Origin of the sequence: Nocardia vulneris (genome assembly GCF_001613425.1) — a bacterium.
In the GTDB taxonomy this organism is placed as follows: Bacteria; Actinomycetota; Actinomycetes; order Mycobacteriales; family Mycobacteriaceae; genus Nocardia; species Nocardia vulneris.
The window spans coordinates 267,126-285,927 of record NZ_BDCI01000007.1; the positions used below are offsets into that span (position 1 = coordinate 267,126).

Annotated in this window: 14 protein-coding genes; 11 read left to right on the forward strand and 3 right to left on the reverse strand. The window is 69.7% G+C overall.

The window, feature by feature from the left end; all coding sequences use genetic code 11:
- The first annotated feature begins 106 nt into the window (after positions 1–106).
- The 4 genes from NVU01S_RS10510 to NVU01S_RS10525 all read left to right on the forward strand — a co-directional run bounded on the left by NVU01S_RS10510 (position 107) and on the right by NVU01S_RS10525 (position 3,807).
- Complete coding sequence (locus NVU01S_RS10510; protein WP_244896305.1) at positions 107–1,561, forward strand: ABC1 kinase family protein; 1,455 nt, start codon at positions 107–109, stop codon at positions 1,559–1,561.
- 148 nt (positions 1,562–1,709) lie between these two features.
- Positions 1,710–2,126, forward strand: a complete 417-nt coding sequence (locus tag NVU01S_RS10515; protein WP_043664220.1) for a DoxX-related protein — start codon at positions 1,710–1,712, stop codon at positions 2,124–2,126.
- Between the two features lie 156 nt (positions 2,127–2,282).
- Positions 2,283–3,077 (forward strand): 2OG-Fe(II) oxygenase, encoded by a 795-nt coding sequence (locus tag NVU01S_RS10520; RefSeq protein ID WP_244467097.1) that lies wholly within the window; start codon positions 2,283–2,285, stop codon positions 3,075–3,077.
- Entirely contained in the window at positions 3,064–3,807 is a 744-nt protein-coding gene (locus NVU01S_RS10525) for an SDR family NAD(P)-dependent oxidoreductase (protein ID WP_052280158.1), read from the forward strand. The genes NVU01S_RS10520 and NVU01S_RS10525 overlap by 14 nt, the downstream gene beginning before the upstream one ends.
- An 18-nt stretch (positions 3,808–3,825) precedes the next feature.
- On the opposite strand, the gene NVU01S_RS10530 is transcribed toward NVU01S_RS10525, so the two are convergent.
- Positions 3,826–4,674: an SDR family NAD(P)-dependent oxidoreductase gene (locus NVU01S_RS10530; RefSeq protein WP_244467098.1), complete on the reverse strand. Its 849-nt coding sequence runs from the start codon at positions 4,672–4,674 to the stop codon at positions 3,826–3,828.
- A 44-nt stretch (positions 4,675–4,718) separates the two neighbouring features.
- Positions 4,719–5,618 (reverse strand): polysaccharide deacetylase family protein, encoded by a 900-nt coding sequence (locus NVU01S_RS10535; protein WP_244467099.1) that lies wholly within the window; start codon positions 5,616–5,618, stop codon positions 4,719–4,721.
- A gap of 255 nt (positions 5,619–5,873) precedes the next feature.
- Between NVU01S_RS10535 and NVU01S_RS10540 the strand changes: the two genes are divergently transcribed.
- On the forward strand, positions 5,874–8,246 hold the full coding sequence (locus NVU01S_RS10540; RefSeq protein WP_043664230.1) for a lysylphosphatidylglycerol synthase transmembrane domain-containing protein: 2,373 nt from the start codon (positions 5,874–5,876) through the stop codon (positions 8,244–8,246).
- An 18-nt stretch (positions 8,247–8,264) separates the two neighbouring features.
- On the opposite strand, the gene NVU01S_RS10545 is transcribed toward NVU01S_RS10540, so the two are convergent.
- Positions 8,265–9,242, reverse strand: coding sequence for an NAD(P)H-dependent flavin oxidoreductase (locus NVU01S_RS10545; protein ID WP_042259125.1), 978 nt, complete (start codon positions 9,240–9,242; stop codon positions 8,265–8,267).
- Positions 9,243–9,580: 338 nt separating this feature from the next.
- Between NVU01S_RS10545 and fadD5 the strand changes: the two genes are divergently transcribed.
- The 6 genes from fadD5 to NVU01S_RS10575 all read left to right on the forward strand — a co-directional run bounded on the left by fadD5 (position 9,581) and on the right by NVU01S_RS10575 (position 18,759).
- Positions 9,581–11,182, forward strand: a complete 1,602-nt coding sequence (gene fadD5, locus NVU01S_RS10550; RefSeq protein ID WP_052280159.1) for a fatty-acid--CoA ligase FadD5 — start codon at positions 9,581–9,583, stop codon at positions 11,180–11,182.
- Positions 11,183–11,211: 29 nt separating this feature from the next.
- Positions 11,212–11,817, forward strand: a complete 606-nt coding sequence (locus tag NVU01S_RS10555; protein WP_043664234.1) for a cysteine hydrolase family protein — start codon at positions 11,212–11,214, stop codon at positions 11,815–11,817.
- A 101-nt stretch (positions 11,818–11,918) separates the two neighbouring features.
- A complete protein-coding gene (locus tag NVU01S_RS10560) occupies positions 11,919–12,386 on the forward strand; it encodes a hypothetical protein (protein WP_043664238.1) in 468 nt (155 codons plus the stop codon).
- Between the two features lie 192 nt (positions 12,387–12,578).
- Positions 12,579–12,803, forward strand: a complete 225-nt coding sequence (locus NVU01S_RS10565; RefSeq protein WP_244467100.1) for an acyl carrier protein — start codon at positions 12,579–12,581, stop codon at positions 12,801–12,803.
- Positions 12,800–17,029 carry a KR domain-containing protein gene (locus NVU01S_RS10570; protein ID WP_043664244.1) on the forward strand — a complete coding sequence of 1,410 codons (4,230 nt, stop codon included), beginning with the start codon at positions 12,800–12,802 and terminating at the stop codon, positions 17,027–17,029. The genes NVU01S_RS10565 and NVU01S_RS10570 overlap by 4 nt, the downstream gene beginning before the upstream one ends.
- Positions 17,026–18,759, forward strand: coding sequence for a fatty acyl-AMP ligase (locus NVU01S_RS10575; protein WP_244467101.1), 1,734 nt, complete (start codon positions 17,026–17,028; stop codon positions 18,757–18,759). Before NVU01S_RS10570 ends, NVU01S_RS10575 begins: the two co-directional genes overlap by 4 nt.
- Positions 18,760–18,802: the final 43 nt, after the last annotated feature.

Sequence of the window (18,802 nt, forward strand, 5' to 3'; positions counted from 1 at the left end):
CCAGACAGTCTAAGGCCTACTCTGCCAGACTGCACGTATGCGACACTGGTCCGCGCACAGTGTGAGGTGAGTCATGGCAATCCGGCGCAGCGGCGACAGTTCTGACATGAGTTCCACGGAACGGCGTACACGCCTGTTCACAGCAAGGCCCGATGGCAAACCGCCAGTTCGCGCCGCTATTCGCAATGCCAAGCTCGCCGCATTGCCGGTAGCCTTCGCCGGGCGGCAGGCCGCGGGCGTCGGCAAACGCGCGCTCGGCAGATCGGCCGAAGAAGTCAATCGCGACATCCAATTGCGCACCGCGCAACACATGTTCGAGGTACTCGGGGAGCTGAAGGGCTGTGCCGCGAAACTCGGTCAGCTGCTTGCCATTTACGAGCTGGCGTTGCCGCCGGAGATCGCCGAGCCGTATCGGATCGCACTGAGCCAGCTGCAGGATTCCGCGCCCGCAATGCTGCCGAAGACCGTGCACGCGGCCATCGCGGCGAGCATGGGCGAGAACTGGCGGTGGCACTTCCAGGAGTTCGACGATCGCCGGGCCGCGGCCGCCTCGCTCGGCCAGGTGCACCGGGCGGTCTGGCACGACGGCCGACAGGTCGCCGTCAAGGTGATGTACCCCGGTGGCAGGCAGGCCGTGGAGGGCGACCTCGAACAGTTGCGGCGGATCTCGCTGCTGGCCACCGTTTTCCTGCCCGGCGCCGACGTCAAGGCGGTCACCGAGGCGATCTGCGATTGCGTGCGCGAGGAACTCGACTACGCGGCGGAGGCCGAATACCAGCGCGCCTTCGCCGCCGCCTACGCCGACGATCCGGATTTCTCCGTGCCGCAGGTGGTCGCCCAGCGCGGCGACGTGCTGATCACCGAATGGGTCGAAGGCACCCCGGTGACCAAGATCGTGGCGACCGGCAGCCAGGCCGAACGCGACCGGGTCGGCATGCTGATGCTGCGCTTCGTCACCTCCGGCTGGGGCCGGCACGGGTTGCTCTACGCCGACCCGCACCCCGGCAATTTCCGGGTGCTGCCGGACGGCCGACTCGGCGTGGTCGATTTCGGCGCCTGCTGCGCCTGGCCGCCGGAGGGTTTCGCGGAACTCACGATCGACTACTTCAAGGCCTTCGCCAGCGGGGGTCCGGTGGAGCTGGAGGCGGCGACCCGGCGGCACGGCTTCGTTGCGACCGGCCGCAGTTTCGACAGCGAGGCGCTGTTCAAAGCGGTGTCGCCGTGTAGCGAACCGCTCAAGCATTCGACCTACCGGATGACCACGCCGTGGCTGCGCAAGCAGGTGCTGCGCACGACGAATCCGCGGCTGACGAACGTCGTGCGCGAGATGACGATGCCCGCCTACTTCACTCCGTTCGCCCGCTCGATGCTCACCCTCGTCGGCGTGCTGAGTCAGCTGGAAACCGAGGGACCGTTCCGCGACGAGATCTTGCGCTGGTTGCCGATGCTCGCCGAAGCACTGGAAGCCGTCGAAACGCCCGACCCGAACCGGCCGGTGGATCTGGCCGCCGTCCGCAAACGCCGGGCGGAGGCGGAAGACCGGCAGATGTCGGTCGGCTGACTATCGCCTTCGGGCGCCCGCGCCGGTTCGGTGCGGGCTTTTCGGCGTGGGCAGCCGCCTGGCCAATCCGTCTGAGACAGTGCTATCGTCGGTACCCGGCATGCCCGCGGAGACCCGCAGGCTCAGCGCTCGCACCCAGAGGAGAACTATGCGCCGCAAAATCTTCGGCCGTCGCAAAGGGCGCACAGCGACCACGGCGAGCGCAGCGACACCGCGTCCGGTGGTACAGATCCAGCGACCTCCGGACAGCGTGCGGGCGCGCGCCTTCGGGCTAGGTCTCGCGGGCTCGGGGGCGGCCCACTTCACCGCCCCGCGCGCGTTCGACCCGCTGACCGCGCGGGCGTTCCCGCGCGCGACCCGGCGCTGGACCTATCGCAACGGTTTCACCGAGATGGTGCTCGGCCTCGCGATCACCTTCCGGCGGAGCAGGCCGATCGGCTCGGTCGGCTTCATCGCCTATCTCGCCTTCCTCGCGTCCCGGCTCGCGGGCGCACGACCCATCGAACAGTCGACGACCGTCCCACCGCAGGTGCAGACCAGGACGCCGGTCGCCGCGAGCGCGTAGTCGCACGGTCGCGGCGTCCGGAACACGAGGGGTTCCCGGAACCGAGACCGTATCGGCAGGCACACCGGCCCCGGCCGCCGCACAAAACGAACACCCGGCACCACCGCCCGGAACCGGGCATATGATCGCCAGAGGTTCGTTCGGGAGGGAGTGCTGGTGACAACGGAGTCGATCTTGGAGGCGGCGCCCGCGGTGCCGCAGTGGTTCGCGGACCTGTTCGCCCATCGGCGCTGGATCCGCCGCACCCAGCCGTTCCCGCACGTGTACGCCCGGGACGTGTTCGTGCCGGAGTTCTATCAGCGACTCACCGAGGAGTTCAGCCGGGTCCGGCGCGAGGAAGTGGACCGGTTCGGCCGGGTCGCCGCGAACTACAGCGCGGACGGCCTCGGGCTCGCCGAACTGCGGGACGGCCCGTTCGGGGTGTTCACCTCCCGGGAATGGCACGACCTGGTCGCCGGGGTCGCGGGCGTCACCGCGACGGGCGACGTCGAGGGGTCGGTGCATCACCACGCCCCCGGCGCGCCGTACGGCTGGCCGCACAACGACCTCAATCCCGCCTGGTTCCCGGGCGAGCCGCCCGGCCCGGACGAGGTGCGCCTGCCGGGCGACGGAGTGGACACCAAGACCGGCGAACACCCGCCGGGCGTGACCGCGCGCGCGAACGTGCGCGCGGTGGCCGTGCTGTTCTATTTCGGCAACCCGGACTGGCAGCCCGGCGACGGCGGCGAGACCGCACTGTACGACAACCTCGCCGAGGGCGAGACCATGCCGAACCTGACTCTGGTTCCGCCGCTGGATAATTCGCTGATCCTGTTCGAGGTCACGCCGCGGACCTGGCACACCTTCGCGGGCAACAACCGGCGCGACCGCAGCAGCGTGGTCATGTGGGTGCACCGCACCAAGGAGGACGCGGTACAGCGCTGGGGAGGAGACAACATTGTCTACTGGTGACCGCCGGGTCTGCTTGCTCACCGGGGCCAGCGGCACCCTGGGCGATCTGTTCTGCCGCTCCTATTACACCGACTACGACATCGTCGCGGTCTGCCACACCCGCACCCCGGCCGCCCCGTCCCAGCTGGAGTGGTTCGTCGATCCACTGGAGCCGGAAAAGTCGGTGCCGGAGAATGATTCGCGCCTGTTCGTGATCCGCGCCGACCTCACCCAGCCGGGCGAGGTCGAGCGGGTGGTCGACCTCGCGCTGGCGCGGTACGGCGGGGTCGACCTGCTGATCAACAACGCCGCCCACGTGCAGCTGCAGCCGCGCGGCATCGTCGACGGCGAGGCGGCGCTGGAACAGTTCGATCCGCACTTCACCTTGAATGTCGCGGTGCCGCTGCGGCTGTGCGCCCGGCTCGGGCAGCGGGCGTGGATGCACGCCGGGCCCGAGAACCGCGCGCGCAACCGCAATATCGTCAACGTCTCCAGCATTTCCGGCTCGGAGGTGTATCCCGGGCAGACGCTGTATTCCGCGTCGAAGGCGGCGTTGAATCAGCTCACCCGCAACATCGCGGCCGAGTTCGCCGAGTTCGGCGTGCGCGCGAATGCCATTGCGCCCACGACCTTTCCGGCGCTGGTGCCGACCGAGCAGGTGGCGCGGGCGATCATCGAACTCGATCAGAGCAGCACGCTCACCGGCGGGGTGTTCGGGGTCGGGATCAACGCCGAACTCGCCGACGCCTAGTTCCTGCCGCGACGGGGCCTACGCCTTGGCTGTCCCCGTGACCCGCTCGGACAGCTCCCAGAGTTGCTGGGCGAGTACGGCATCCACAGCCTGCCTGTTGCTCGGTCGCTCCGGCTCGAAGCGGTGGAAGTAGTCGCCGCTGCCGAACTCGGCGGTGGTGGCCAAGTGCTCCAACGGTTGCGCGCCTTTCTCCGGACGGATGAAGAACGGCCGCGACAGCGGGGAGCGGATGAGCGCGCCGAGACCGAGCGGGGCGTTGTCGTACACGTGGGTGGCGACCGCGCCGGGATGGAAAGCGGCGGTACGCAATCCGGTGCCCTCGGTGCGCCGCGCCAATTCCCGGGTGAACAGCAGATTCGCCAGCTTGGACGCGGCGTAGGCGCCCATCTGGTTGAACGAGCCCGAGGTGGCGTTGACCTTGTCCAGATCCAGCCGGGCCATCCGGTAGGTCATGCTGGAGGTGTTGATCACCCTGGCCGAGGACTGCACCAGCCGATCGAGCAGCAGGCTGGTCAACAGGAACGGCGAGAGGTGATTGACCTGGAAGGTGAGTTCGTTGCCGTCGGCGGTGGCGGTCCGCTTCGGCCACGAACCGCCCGCGTTGTTGGCCAGCACGTCGATCCGCGGGTACCGGTCGAGCAGGTGGTCGGCGAGTTTGCGCACCTCGTCGAAGCGGGCGAAATCGGCGAGGAAATGGTCGGCCCCCGCCGCGGCCGCCACCTCGGCCGTCCGTTCCGGGGAACGGCCCACCACCGCGACGGTGGCGCCGCGGGCGGCCAGCCGCGTGGCCGCCACGGCGCCGATACCGGAACTCGCGCCGGTCACTACCACCGTCTTGCCGGTCAGATCCTGGTCTGCTTCAGCCATAGCTGCCTCCTGGGCATCGGTTGTCCGACCTGATCGTCTTCGGCCTAGGTGGATTCGGCAAGGGGCGACGCGCTCGAATAGTGCGCCGCGATCTCGTCACTGGTGGTCGTCCACACCCCGGGGTGGTTCACCACGTACTCGAGCGCCTGGTCCAGGTACTTGGCCCGGAACGCCTGGCCGATCACGAAGGGATGCAGCGCCAGCGCCAGCACCCGGCCGCTCTCGGCGGATTCGGCGTAGAGCTGGTCGAGCTGATCGGTGACGATCCGCACGAAGTCGGGGCCGCTGGTGCCCTTGGCGAGGAACAACGAGTTGTCGTTCAGCTCGACCGTATAAGGGACGCTGAGCATTCCGGGGACGTTCAGTCGATAGGGCTGATCGTCGTTGGTCCAGTCCAGCACGTAGTGCAGGCCGAGTTCGGCCAATAGTGCCGGGGTATGGAAGGTTTCGGTGAGGGCGGGCCCCATCCAGCCATGCGGCCTGCGGCCGGTGCCGCGTTCGATGGTCTCGACCACCTCGGTCAGATAGGCGCGCTCCTCGTCGATGGTCATGTCCGCCTGGAAGATCGAGTTGTTCTTCCCGTGTGCCAGCCACACCCAGTCCCGGTCCACGCCCGCCCGGATGAGCTGCGGATTACGTTCGACCACATCCGAATTCAGCAGCACGCTGGCGCGGACGCCGTGCCGGTCGAGCGCGGCCGCGACCCGCCAGAAGCCCACGCGCGGCCCGTAGTCGCGCCAGCCGTAGTTCAGCGGATCGGGCGTCAGGCCCGCGGTGCCGGGAAAGATGCTCGTCGAGGGCCGATCCACCTGGTAGTGCTCGACATTGAGCCCGACGTAGAACGCGACGCGCGCGCCGCCGGGCCAGTGGATCGGGGCACGGTCGACGATCGGGCTGTAGTCGTAGAGATCGTTGTCCATGCCGTCGATTGTCGGACCTGACATCAATGTCAGCTTCAACTCCGACAAGGGTGACATCGGGCACAATCCGGGCCCTACGCTGCCCCAGAACGGTTTTGCCTACCCGGACGACCGGGCCCCGGTGTGTACATTTGCCCGGCGGACACGACAGCCCATATCGCGGGCGGCCCGGTAACTCGCCGGGGACGCACAGAACTCGGCGATGCCGTGCTCCGCAGGCCCGCGACGGTACGTTGAGGCACGGAGAGGCGGACGAGCCGCGGAGAGGCGGACCAGCACATGCGAGTGGACGGGCGGGAAATCCCGGTCACCGGCAACCTGCTACAGCCGATGATCCGGCGCACCAGCGACATCATCCGCGTCGTGCTCGCGGCGCTGTGGGTGGCGGTCGTGATCGCGGCCTCGGTGATCACCCGCCCGGAATGGCTCGCCCTGGAACGTTCGGTCTCCAATATCGTCGGCTTCCTCAATCCCGACCAGTCCAACCTGGTGTACCTCGTCTACGGCATGGCCATTCTGGCGCTGCCGTTCGCGATCCTGATCGAGCTGATCATCGGCAGGCAGTGGAAACTGCTGGCCGGCTACGCGGCGGCGGGGCTGACCGCCGGTCTGCTGCTCTCGATCACCGGCACCGGTCTCTCGGCGCCGAAATGGCATCTGCAAGTACCCGATCGCCTCGACACCTTCCTCTCCCAGTTCCTGGACGACCCGCGCTGGATTGCCATGCTCGCGGCCGTGCTGACGGTGTCGAGTCCGTGGTTGCCCACCCGGCCGCGCCGCTACCTGTGGTTCCTGCTGCTCGCGTTCGCGCCGATCCACCTGGTCGTCAGTACTGTCGTGCCGGCTCGCGCGATGTTCGGGCTCGCGGTCGGCTGGCTGGTCGGCGCGGTCATCGTGCTCGTGGTCGGCACGCCCGCGCTCGAGGTGCCGCTCGACGCCGCGGTGCGGGTGCTGGCCAAACGCGGGCATACGGTCACCGGATTCACCGTGGTGCATCCGGCCGGGCGGGGCCCGCTGGTGCTGGCCGCCGCGATCGACGGACCCGAGCGCGAACTCGTGGTCGAGATGTACGGCAAGAACCAGCGCAGTTTCGGTGCGCTGCGCCAACTCTGGCGCTGGCTCACCTTCCGGGCCAGCGAAACCGCGGCGATGCACGGCTCGATGCATCGCGCCGTCGAGCATCGCGCGCTGATGGCGATCGCGGTGGACGAACTCGGCTTGGCCAGCAGCACACCGGTCGCGGTCGCGGCGCTCGATCGCGGCTGGATGCTGCACGCGCACACCATGCCCAAGGGCGCGCCGATCACCGAGCTGTCCGCCGAGCAGTTACCGAGCGTGTGGCAGGGACTGGACGCGCTGCACTGCGGCCAGATCGCGCACGGCGACCTGCGCCCGACCGAAATCCGGATCCAGGACGGCGCCACGCTGTTCGGCGGTTTCTCCAGTTCCGAATTCGGCGCCTCGGCCAAACAGCAGCAGTCCGATATCGCGCAGCTACTGGTGTCGACCACCGCGCTCTTCGGCAAGGAACCGGCGGTACGCACGGCGCTGGACTCGCTCGGCAGGCAGTCGGTGCTCGCGGCGGCGAGCCGGCTCACCAAATCCGCCATGCCCGCGGGGCTGCGAAAGTCGGTGCCCGACTGGAAGGGCGCGCTGTCCGCGGCGCGCGAGGAGGTGCGCAAGCAGACCGGGCAGGATCGGATCGAGGCCGAGCAGATCACCCGGTTCACCCGCAACCAGATCATCCAGCTGGTGCTGCTGATCGGGCTCGTCTACGTCGCGTACCCGTTCATCAGCGCGGTGCCGACCTTCTTCACCCAGTTGAAGACCGCCAACTGGTGGTGGGCGCTGCTCGGGCTCGCGGTCTCGTGTCTGACGTATATCGGTGCGGCGGCGGCACTCTGGGCCTGCGCGTCGGGCGCGGTGAGTTTCCGGAACCTGGTGATCATGCAGATCGCGAACACCTTCGCGGCGACCACCACCCCGGCCCGGGTCGGCGGGCTCGCACTCAGCGTGCGCTTCCTGACGAAGGGCGGGGTGGGCGCGGTTCGCGCCACCGCGGCGGTGGCGCTGCAGCAGGCGGTGCAGGTGATCACGCACGTCAGCCTGCTGGTGGTGTTCAGTATCGCGGCGGGCACCTCGGCAGACCTGTCCCATTTCGTGCCGGACGCCACGGTGCTGTACCTCATCGCCGGGGTCGGCGTCGGCATCATCGGCACGTTCATGTTCGTGCCGCAATTGCGGCGCTGGCTGAACAATTCGGTGCGCCCGCAGCTACAGGAGGTGCTCGGCGAACTCGGCGAGCTGGCGCGCGATCCCAAGCGTTTCTCGGTGATCATCCTGGGCTGCGCCGCGATCACCCTCGGCATGGCGGGCGCGCTGTGGGCCAGCGTGGAGGCCTTCGGCGGCGGCACCACCTTCGTCACCGTCACCATCGTCACGATGATCGGCGGCACCCTGGCCTCTGCCGCGCCGACCCCGGGCGGGGTCGGCGCGGTCGAGGCCGCGCTGATCGGCGGCCTCGGCACCTTCGACGTACCACTGGAAGTCGCGGTGCCCTCGGTGCTGCTCTACCGCGTGCTGACCTGCTGGCTGCCGGTGCTGTGCGGCTGGTTCACCATGCGCTGGATGACCGCGAAGGACATGCTCTGACGCCCTGACGGCGAAAGCTCAAGCGCGCACGACAGTTTCGGCGAGCCGGGCGGTGATGAGCCCCTCGGCCTCGGCGACGATCCGGGTGATCAGCTCGGCGCAGGTGGGGATGTCGTGGATCAGGCCCTGCACCTGTCCCGCGCTCCAGATGCCCGCGTCCAGGTCACCCTCTTCGAAGACGCGACGGCCTCGGGCGCCCGCGACGAGATCACGGACATCGTCGAATGTGCCGCCCGCCTTTTCGATCTCGACCACCTTGCGGCTGATCTCGTTGTCCGCGACGCGGGCGGTGTTGTGCATGGTGCGGAAGATCAACTGGGTGTCCCGCTCGGTGTGCGCGACGATCTGGTCCTTCACCTTCTGGTGCACGGCGGACTCCTGGGTGCACAGGAAGCGGGTGCCCATGTTGATGCCGTCCGCACCGAGCGCCAGCGCCGCGACCAGGCCGCTGGCGTCGGCGAAACCACCCGAGGCGATCATCGGGATGTCCAGCACCCGGGCCGCTGCCGGGATCAGGATGAGGCCGGGGACGTCGTCCTCGCCGGGGTGACCCGCGCATTCGAACCCGTCGATGCTGACGCCGTCCACGCCGATCCGCTGCGCCTTGAGCGCATGCCGCACGCTGGTGCACTTGTGCAGCACCTTGATGCCGGCGTCCTTGTAATAAGGCAGGAACGGCTCGGGGTTGCTACCCGCCGTCTCGACGATCTTGACGCCGCTTTCCACGATCGCCTGCACGTACTCCGCGTACGGCGGGGGATTGATCGAGGGCAGGATGGTGACGTTCACGCCGAACGGCTTGTCGGTCAGCTCCCGGGTGCGCGCGATCTCGCGGCGCAGGTCCTCGGGGGTGGGCTGGGTGAGTGCGGTGATGAACCCGAGCCCGCCCGCATTCGCGACGGCCGCGACGAGTTCGGCTCGGCCGACCCACATCATGCCGCCCTGCACGATCGGGTGTTCCACGCCGAAGGTCTCGGTGAACCTGGTCCGCAGCATTGCGCTCTCCTCTGCTCGCGCGGGCGGTCCGGTTCGCCCGTACGCGACGATCGTGACACGAGAATCCACTCGTATTCAACTCCTAAGTGAGCCGTCATTCGCATCGATCACCATCTCCGACGGCCGTCGCATGAGGTGAGCAGCAAGTCGATAAGCAGGAAATATCCAGCTCAGTTGCACTTTCTGCGATACAGCTCCATTTTTGCCGGATTAACGGCGGTTCCGCACCAGAAGCCTTGTCTGTGCGTTAAGTTACTTGCTATTCTTCGGTCGTTCAGCCGTCGGCGCGGTCGGCCATCGTGGCGGACGCGGCCGGCGGTCCGAGAGGAGTTCGTGGCATGACCATCGGTGCGCAGGGTGGATCCCAGTCGGGGCAGGTGAGCACCGCGCTCGACGAGCCGCTCCGGTCGCGGCGCAATCACTGGAACAACCAGATCGCCGGGCACGCGCAGATGCGGCCCGATGCGGTCGCCCTGCGGTTCCGTGGCGCCGACACCACCTGGCGGCAGCTGCACGAACGCTCGTCGAAGTTCGCCGACGCGCTGGCCCGCCGCGGCATCGGCTTCGGCGACCGGGTGCTGATCCTCGCGTTGAACTACCCCGAGTACATCGAGACCGTGTTCGGCATCAACGCACTCGGCGCGATCGCCGTCCCGGTCAATTTCCGGCTCACCCCGCCCGAGGTCGCCTATATCGTGAGCGACAGCGGCGCGAAGGCGATAGTCACCGATACCCTGCTGCAACCGCTCGCCACCGCGGTGCTCGCCCAATCGGACACGCTGGAAACATGTTTCGTGATCGGCGGCGCCGGCGCGGACGGCGTCCTCGGCTTCGAGGACGTACTCGCCGAAGACGGCGTCCCGCACCAGGCACTCGACATCCCGGAGGACACTCCGGCGCTGATCATGTACACCTCGGGCACCACCGGCAGCCCGAAGGGCGCGATCCTGTCCTACGCGAACATGAACGCGCAGGCGTTCACCGTGATCCGGGCATTGGCGGCCACCTCCGAGTCGATCGCCTTCTGCACCTCACCGCTGTTCCACATCGCCGGACTCGGCAGTCTCGCAGCCAATTTCGTGCTCGGCGCGAAAACCGTGCTGCACCCGCTCGGCGCCTTCGACGCCACCGAATTCCTCGACGCCGTCGAACGCGAACAGGCCACCGGCGCGTTCTGCGTGCCCGCGCAGTGGCAGGCGATCTGCGCCGAACCGACGGTGCGCGAACGCAAATTGGCGCTCGAGTCGCTCAGCTGGGGCGCCGCACCGGCCTCCGATTCGGTCCTGCGGGCGATGGCGGACTGCTTTCCGAACGCGTTCAACGTCGCGGTGTTCGGGCAGACCGAGATGTCGCCCATCACCTGTGTGCTCGAGGGCAAGGACGCGTTGCGTAAGCTCGGCTCGGTCGGCAAGCCGATCCCGACCATCCAGGCCCGCATCGTCGACGACGAGATGAACGACGTCGCCCCGGGCGAAATCGGCGAAATCGTCTATCGCGGACCGACCCTCATGCAGGGCTACTGGAACAAGCCCGAAGCCACCGCGGAGGCGTTCGCGGGCGGCTGGTTCCACTCCGGTGACCTGGTGCGCCAGGACGAGGAGGGCTTCATCTGGGTGGTCGACCGCAAGAAGGACATGATCATCTCCGGCGGCGAGAACATCTACTGCGCCGAGGTGGAGAACGTGCTCTTCGGCCACCCCAAGATTCGCGAGGCCGCGGTGATCGGCCGGGCGCACGAGAAGTGGGGCGAGGTCCCGGTCGCGGTCGTCGCGCTGCACCGTCCCGACGACGAACTCACCCTCGACGAGCTGACGAGCTTCCTCAACGAGAATCTCGCGCGGTACAAGCACCCCAAGGATCTGGTGGTCGTCGCGGAGCTGCCCCGCAATGCCAGCGGCAAGGTCGTGAAAGTACAACTGCGCAAGGATTATTCATCCTGACCGCGCCGCGCTGAGGTACGGTCGATCGGATGGCGATTCCTCGGATCCGCGCGGCCGTCCTCGCGCTGCACTGGCAGGTGAACGTGATCAAGCCCGAAGGTTTCTTCGGGCCGATGCTCGCCGGGCCGGTGACTGCCTCCGGTGTGCTCGACCGGGCAGTGCGCTTCCACGAAGCGGTTGCGGCCCAGGATGTTCCGGTGCTGTTCACCCGCTTCACCATCCCGGTGGGCGAGGGCCAGCTGGTGCGCAACACCGGATTCATGCGTTCGGTCGGCGCGGCGCAGACCGAATTCCGGCCGGATTCGCCTGGTAGCCAGCTCATCCCGGAGATGACGGGGCAACCGTCCGCGGTGTTCGACAATCAGAAGCTGTCCGGACTGGCCGGCAGCGAACTGCCCGCCTGGTGCGCCGATCGCGGTATCGACACGTTGTTCCTCACCGGGGTAGCGACCAACCTGACCGTGGAGCAAACCGCTCGGCACGGCACCGATCTGGGTTTCACCGTGCATCCCGTGGCCGACTGTGTGGCCGCGGCCGACCCGGCGGCACACGAGTCGTCGCTGGCCGATCTCGAACTCACCACGGCGGGTTCGCTCACCGCCGCGCGAGTGCTGGCGTTGCTCGCGCGCCGCTGAGGCCCGGTGCGGCTCGGCACAATAAGGTTTACCGTTCGCTCGACTCGGCAACCCCACGGCTACGGAACTCGGTAGTCGCCTCGAGATCAGGAGCCAGCACTGTGCAACTCACCCACCTCGCGGTCTGCGCCGCCACCGCGCTCGCGGTCGTCGGCGCGGCGACCGGTTGCGGTACCAACGACACCGACCACTCCGACCACGCCGCCCACGCCGGCTCCTCCGCTGCCGCCGCGCCGGCTCGCACCGCCACCCACCCGACGTCGGCCGCCACCACGAGGGACGCCGCCGATCCCAGCGTCACCCCCGCCCCGGGCACTATCGTCGAGGACGTGAACTGCGGCCCGGTCACCGACGCGGGCGGCGGCACCCGCACCGTCATCGCCCCGGGCACGCCGGCCGGCCGGGTGGGCTGCACCGAAGCCATCAATGTGGCAACCGAATACGCGCAGACCGTCAGCAACACCGACGCGCAAACCGTCCAGGGCTGGCAGTGCCACGCCCAGCCGGACCCCCGCACGCCCTCGGCCTGCACCAAGGACGGCCTGCGGATCGAACTGCGCGCCGGCTGAGCACAGCACGCTCGACCCGGCCCGTGCGGACGATGCGCGGCGTCGGAGCGAAGGTCGAGCAAAAGACTCTTCTCCACCGTCCGATATCTCGGCATAATCGCTGGGGGTGCCCGGGCGACCGGCATGAAGTCGTCGTAACGGTGGGTCGAGCGTGTTGGGATGGATCGGAGCTCAATGGTGCACAGTCGGCGTGTGACGCTCACCACCGCGGCGGTCACGGCGGTGGCCGAACTGCTCGGCGTGGACGCGACCGCCGTCGCCACCGATGCACCGTTCGCCGACCTCGGCTTGAACTCCACCCAGCTGGCCCGGCTCACGGCGCTATTAGAGGACGCCATGGGGGTCGAGGTCTCGCTCGCGACGATCTACGACCACCCCGATATCGATCGACTGGTCGAGTATCTCGCGATGCGATGACGGCAGCGGGGGTATCGATCGTCGGCATCGGCTGCCGGATTTCCGGGGCCGCGAGCGCCGGCGAATACTGGCGAATGCTGCACGCCCGGCCACCGGTCGCCGTCGCGGGCATCGAGCCGTTCGACCACGACTGGTTCGGCCTGTCCGCACGCGAGCACGCGGCCATGGCCGCAGCGCAGCGACTGGCCATGACGGTCGCGATCGAGGCGCTCGACGACGCCGGAATCGGTTACCGGGCACCGGGTTCCAGCGCCGCCGTGCTTTTCGGAGCGGGCGCGGGCACGGCCGACCTGTTGTCCACGGCGCTGGATCTGCACGGGCCGAGCCTCACCCTGGACAGCGCGCAGGCCTCGTTCCTGACCGCCCTCGGCATGGCGGTACGGCTGCTCGACGACGCGGCGGTACCGTTCGCCATCGTCGGCGGCGTCACCGCGCCTCCCCCGAATCCCTTGTCGACCAGCGAGATTCACACCAGCGGCACCGAGCCCGAGCACTGCGCCGTGGTGATCCTGCAACGCACCGCGGACGCGGCCCGGGACGGCAATCGGCAGTACGCGCAGATCGCCGAGGTGGCCTTCGGTGCGCACGGCCACCCCGCGGCCCCGGCGGAGCGAGCGAACAGCGCGGCAGCACCACCCGTCGCGACGGTCGGCGAGCTGGTCGAGGCCGCACTCCGGATCTATCACGGCGATCGCCCGCTCGAACCCGATGCGGCCGAGACACCCACGGCCGCCGCAGCGCTCGTCCAGGTGAGCGTGCGAGCGGGCGGCAGCACCTACGCCGAGGTGGTGTTGCGCCGCAGCCCGGCCACCGGTGCCGAGCGCGGCTATGAGCCGCCGGTGCTGATCCCGGTGACCGGCCGGGACAACGCCGAACTCCGCGCGCAGGCCCAGCGTTACGCGATGCGCCTCGAGCGCACCGCCGGTGGCGCCGCGCCCGCTTCGGTGCGCGAGTTCGCGGCGGCCGCAGCACGATTGATCCCGGAGCGGGCGCGTGCGGTGGTCCTGGCCCAGGACCGCGACGACGCGATGACGCAGTTGCACGCGCTGGCGCACGGTGAGGCGAGCACCGCGGTGCTCGGTCCCTCCTCGGCACGCCGGCCGGGCCGTCTGCTGTTCTTGTTCTCCGGGCAGAGCGCACTACACGTCGCGATGGGCCGCGCGCTCGCCGCGCGGCACCGTGTCTTCGCCGCCGCGCTGGCCGAGACCGCCGAGACGATCGTCGCGGCGGGTGGCCCGCGCAGCTGGACACCGAAGCACGGCTTCGCGCTCGCCGCGCCGGGCGGCAGTGCCGCGAGCGGCGCGCACCCGAGCGCGCTCGTCGTGCCCGCGCTGTTCACCTTCCAGGTGGCGGTGACGGAATTGCTGTCGGCGTGGGGGATTCGGCCCGCTGCCGTGGCCGGACACGGGCTCGGTGAGCTGGCCGCGGCCGCGGTCAGCGGTGCGCTGCCACTCGCCGACGCCGCGCGGGTCGTGGTGCAGCACAGCAGATTGCCCGCGCCGGGCAGTACCGCGGCGGCCCTGCTGACCGCCACCCCGGAGGATGCGGCGAAGCTCATCGAGCCGCTGCGCGGACACGTCCACCTCGCGGCGGTGAACGGTCCGCGTGCGGTGCTCGTCACGGGCAGCGCCCGCTATATCGAGACCGTGATCCGACGCGCCAAGCGCCGCAACATGTTCGCGCGCCGGCTCACCGACGACGCCGACCCGCACGGTCGGACCGGCGCTGTGCCCGCGGGTTTCCTCGACGCGCTCGCGGGTCTACGTCCGGCCGCACCGCATACCCCCATGTACTCGACGGTCCGGCACGGCGCGGTGCTCACCGGCCCGGCAACGGACGGCCGGTACTGGGCCGAGAACGCCTCGGGCACCGTGCAACTCGCCGCTGCGCTGGCGCACGCGGCGGTGGACGGCGTGACCACGGTCGTGGAGATCGCGCCGCAGCCCGTGCTGAGCCCGGCGGTCCGTGCCTATCCCGATTTCCGCGATGCGGTGTACCCGGTGGCGACCCGTGCCGACGAGGCCGGTGATCTTCTCGCCTGTCTGGCGCGGCTGCACCTCGACGGACGGCCGGTCGACTGGTCCGCGCAGGGCCCGTTCGTCGCGGCGCCGCGCCGGATCTGGCGCAGGCCGCGTACGCTGCCCGACCCGCGGACGGCCGCACCGACCCTGCCCGCGGACGAACTCGTCGATCACGTGGTGTGCGGCACGCCCACCGTGTCCGCGGCCTTCTGGCTGCGGATCCTGCTCCGGCACGCGGGCGCCGACGCGACCGTGCTGAGCGATTTCGTGGTGCACGAGCAAGCCGAGTTCGCGGTGCTGCCCCGGGTCCGCTACCGCGCTCTCGACAGCGAGGGAAGTCTGCGGGCGGAGGTCACCGACGGCGCAGCGCTGGCTTCGGCCCGGCCGGGCGGCGACCCCACACCCGCGGATATCGTCGCATGGATGCGGGTCGTCGATACCAACCGGGCCGGACGGCACCGGATGCGGGTCGTCGCGCCCGCGGCGTTCTACGACGAACTGCGCTGCCGGCGTTTGGCTTACGGACCGCGACTGCGCGTGCTGCGCGGCATCGCGCTCGGGTCCGAGCAGGCTGTCGGGCTGTTCGACGCCGCCGAATTGCACAGCACCGCAACCGTCGACGGCTGTCTGCAACTCCTCGCCGCGACCGGCTACGAGGACGCGCCGGCCGACGCGATCCCGCTGCCGGTCGGCATCGAATCGGCGTGGCTGTCCGCCGAGCCGCGCCGGACCGTGCTGGAGGCGCACGCGTTCCTGCGCACGCGGAGCACGACCGGTCTGCTCGGCGACGTGATCGGCACCGACCAGCACGGTGTTCCGTGTCTGGCCCTCTCCGGCGTACGGATCCGGTTCGCGGCGCCGGACATTCCGGCCGCGGACGCACCGCGGCCCGTCGAGCGCCCGTTCTCGTTCCGTCAGGAGACGTGGCAACCGGGGGATCTCCCGGACCTGGACCAGGACCCACTTGTCGAGCGCGTCTTGCTCATCGGCGACTCGGATCTGGCCGTTCGGCTGAGCACCGCGCTCGGCGCGGTGGTGCCCACCGATCGCGTGCCGCACGGACCCGAGGCCGCGCGGCCACTGGTCGCGGCGGCGCTCGCGCGCGGACCTGCCGCACTGGTCCTGGTCTGGTCCGAAACCGGCTCGGCCGCTGTCGAATTCGACGGCGCCGCCGGGGCGGACAGCGCGGCCTCCGTCGGCCACGTGCTGGTGCTGCTCCAGCAGGTACTCGCGGCGGCGCACCCGCGCACCGTGACGATCGTGCTACCGGCACCGCGAGACCCGGCCGCGGGCACGCCACGGCTCGGCGAACTCGCGACATCGTGCGGGATCGCCGGGCTGGTGCGGTCGCTGCAACGCGAGTCCGAACGGACGGTGCGGCTGGTATGGGCCGACACCGACCACGCGGACCTGCCCGCGCTGTGCCGCCTACTCGTCACCGATGCCCCGGGCGTACCGGCCGAATTGCGGTTGTCCACAGACACTTTCGCCGTGCGCCGATTCGCGCACGCACGCCGCCGCTCGCTGCCGGCCACCGTGGATATCGCCGGAACCTACGTGGTCACCGGTGGTTTGGGCGCGCTCGGTTCGATCGCGGTGCGCTGGCTGCTCGATTCCGGCGCCCGCGATGTCGTGGTGCTCACCCGGGCGCCGCGCCCGATTCCCGCATTGCTCGACGGATGGGAGGACCGGATCGTGGTCGTGCGCTGCGACGCCGCCGACCGTGGCGATCTCGCCAACGCGCTCAACGACATCCGGGAGTGCGGGTCCACCATCCGCGGCGTCGTGCATGCGGCCGCCGACGGTACCGACGCGGCGTTCGGCGCCGTCACCCCCGCCGCGCTGGCGACGATGTTCGCGCCCAAACTGCACGCCGCCCGCAATCTGATCGAGCTCACCGCCGCCGACCCGACGGATTTCGTCCTGCTGTGCTCGGCCACCACCGGTGCGCTCGGCGCGCCGGGCAGAGCGGCGGACGCCGCGGCCAACGCCGCGATGGACGCGCTGGCCTCGGTATACACCGGCCGCCGGGTGCTCAGCATCGGCTGGGATCGATCGATGGCGGATCCGGACGGCCCCGCGCTGCCCCGCACCGGTGCCGCGCGGCGCGGCGCGGGCCTGCTCACCCAGGTGCTGCGCTACAGCGACACCTATCTCCTGACGACCGACGAGGTCGCTCCCGTACCCGCGTGCGAGGCCCCGTGACCGACCCGATGCGCAACAGTCTCGCCGTGCGAGTAGCCGAACAGGCCGCGTCGCACCCGGATGTCATCGCGTACACCGAACTGCGGTACCGGATGCACGAACGTCTGCCGCACTCGATCACCTACGCCCGTTTGCACTCCGCGGCAGGCGAACTCGCCGCACGACTGCGCGGCGCGAGCGCCCCGGGTGATCGGGTCGCGATCCTCTGCGCGCACGGACTCGACTACGCCGTCGCGTTTCTCGCCTGCCTGTACAGCAATCGCATTGCGGTACCGCTGTTTCCGGCTGCGGGCACGCGGAACCGGGAACGATTGCACGCCGTCCTCGCCGACGCCCGGCCGACCGCCGCCCTGCTCGCGCACAGCGACGTGACCAGTCCGGCAGTGCTCGGACCAGGACTCGGCCAGGTGGTACGGCTGCCACCCGACGTGTCCGTGACACCCGCCGTGCCACCGGGCAATTCGGCGGAGCCCGTGATCGACCCGCTGCGCGGCACGCTGGCCTACCTGCAGTACACCTCCGGATCGACGCAGGCACCGACCGGCGTCCAGGTGACCCATGCCAACATGGCCGCGGCCCTGGAACAACTGTGCCACGCGCTGGCGCCCACACCGGACAAGCCCATCCTGACCTGGTTGCCGTTCTTCCACGACATGGGCCTGATCCTCGGTCTGTCCCTACCGCTCTACTGCGGGGTGCCCGGCTACACGATGGCGCCCGCCGAGTTCGTGAAGCGGCCGATCCGCTGGCTGCGGGCCGTCAGCGACTATCGGGTCGGCATCACCGGCGGGCCCAACTTCGGTCTTTCCCTGACGGTTTCGGCGACCACGCCGCAGGAGCGGGCGGGTTTGGACCTGTCCGGGCTCGATCTGCTGCTGAACGGCTCCGAGCCGGTGCGCGCCGAGGCGCTCGACGAATTCAGCACCGCCTTCCTCGATTACGGCTTCCGGCAGCACGCGCACACGCCGGGCTTCGGGCTCGCCGAAGCCACGCTGACGGTCACCGTCTGCGCCCGGGACGAAGAGCCGGTGGCGCAGCGCTTCGACCGTGCCGCGCTGGCCGAGGGCCGAGTGGTCGCGCTGGTGCCCGGGGACGAACCGTTCGGTGGCGCGGCGCTCGTCGGCTGCGGCGTGCCCGCCGGACAGGACGTGCGGATCGTGCACCCGCTCACCCAGGTCGAGCTGCCGACCGGCCGGGTCGGAGAGATCTGGGTGGCGGGCGCCAACGTCTGCGACGGCTACTTCGGCAGGCCCGACGCCACCGCCGAGACCTTCCAGGCCGCCCTGGCCGGCAGCGACGTGCACTGGTTGCGCACCGGTGACCTGGGCTTCTGGTTCGACGATCAGCTCTATATCGCGGGTCGCCGCAAGGACGTCGTGGTGGTCGACGGCCGCAATCACTATCCACCCGATATCGAGGCGACGGTGGAGGCGTGCGCGCCGGAGGTCAGGCCGGGACACGTGACGGTGTTCGGGCACGACGACGGACGCCGGGAGGACCTCGTGGTGGTCGCGGAGCTGAGCACCGTCGAAGCCGTCGAACCCACCGAGTTCTCGGTGCTCGCCCGCCGGATCCGCGCGGCGGTCGCAGCCGCGCACGAGGTGCTGCCCGGCGCGGTGCTCCTGGTCGAACCGGGCCGCATACCCAAGACCACCAGCGGCAAGCTGCGGCGCGGCGAGTGCCGGGCCCGCTACCTCGCCGGGCGCCTCGACCCGGTCGCGATGATCTGAGCTGCGCCGAAACACCGCCGAGGTCCCGCTGATCGGGCGCGTC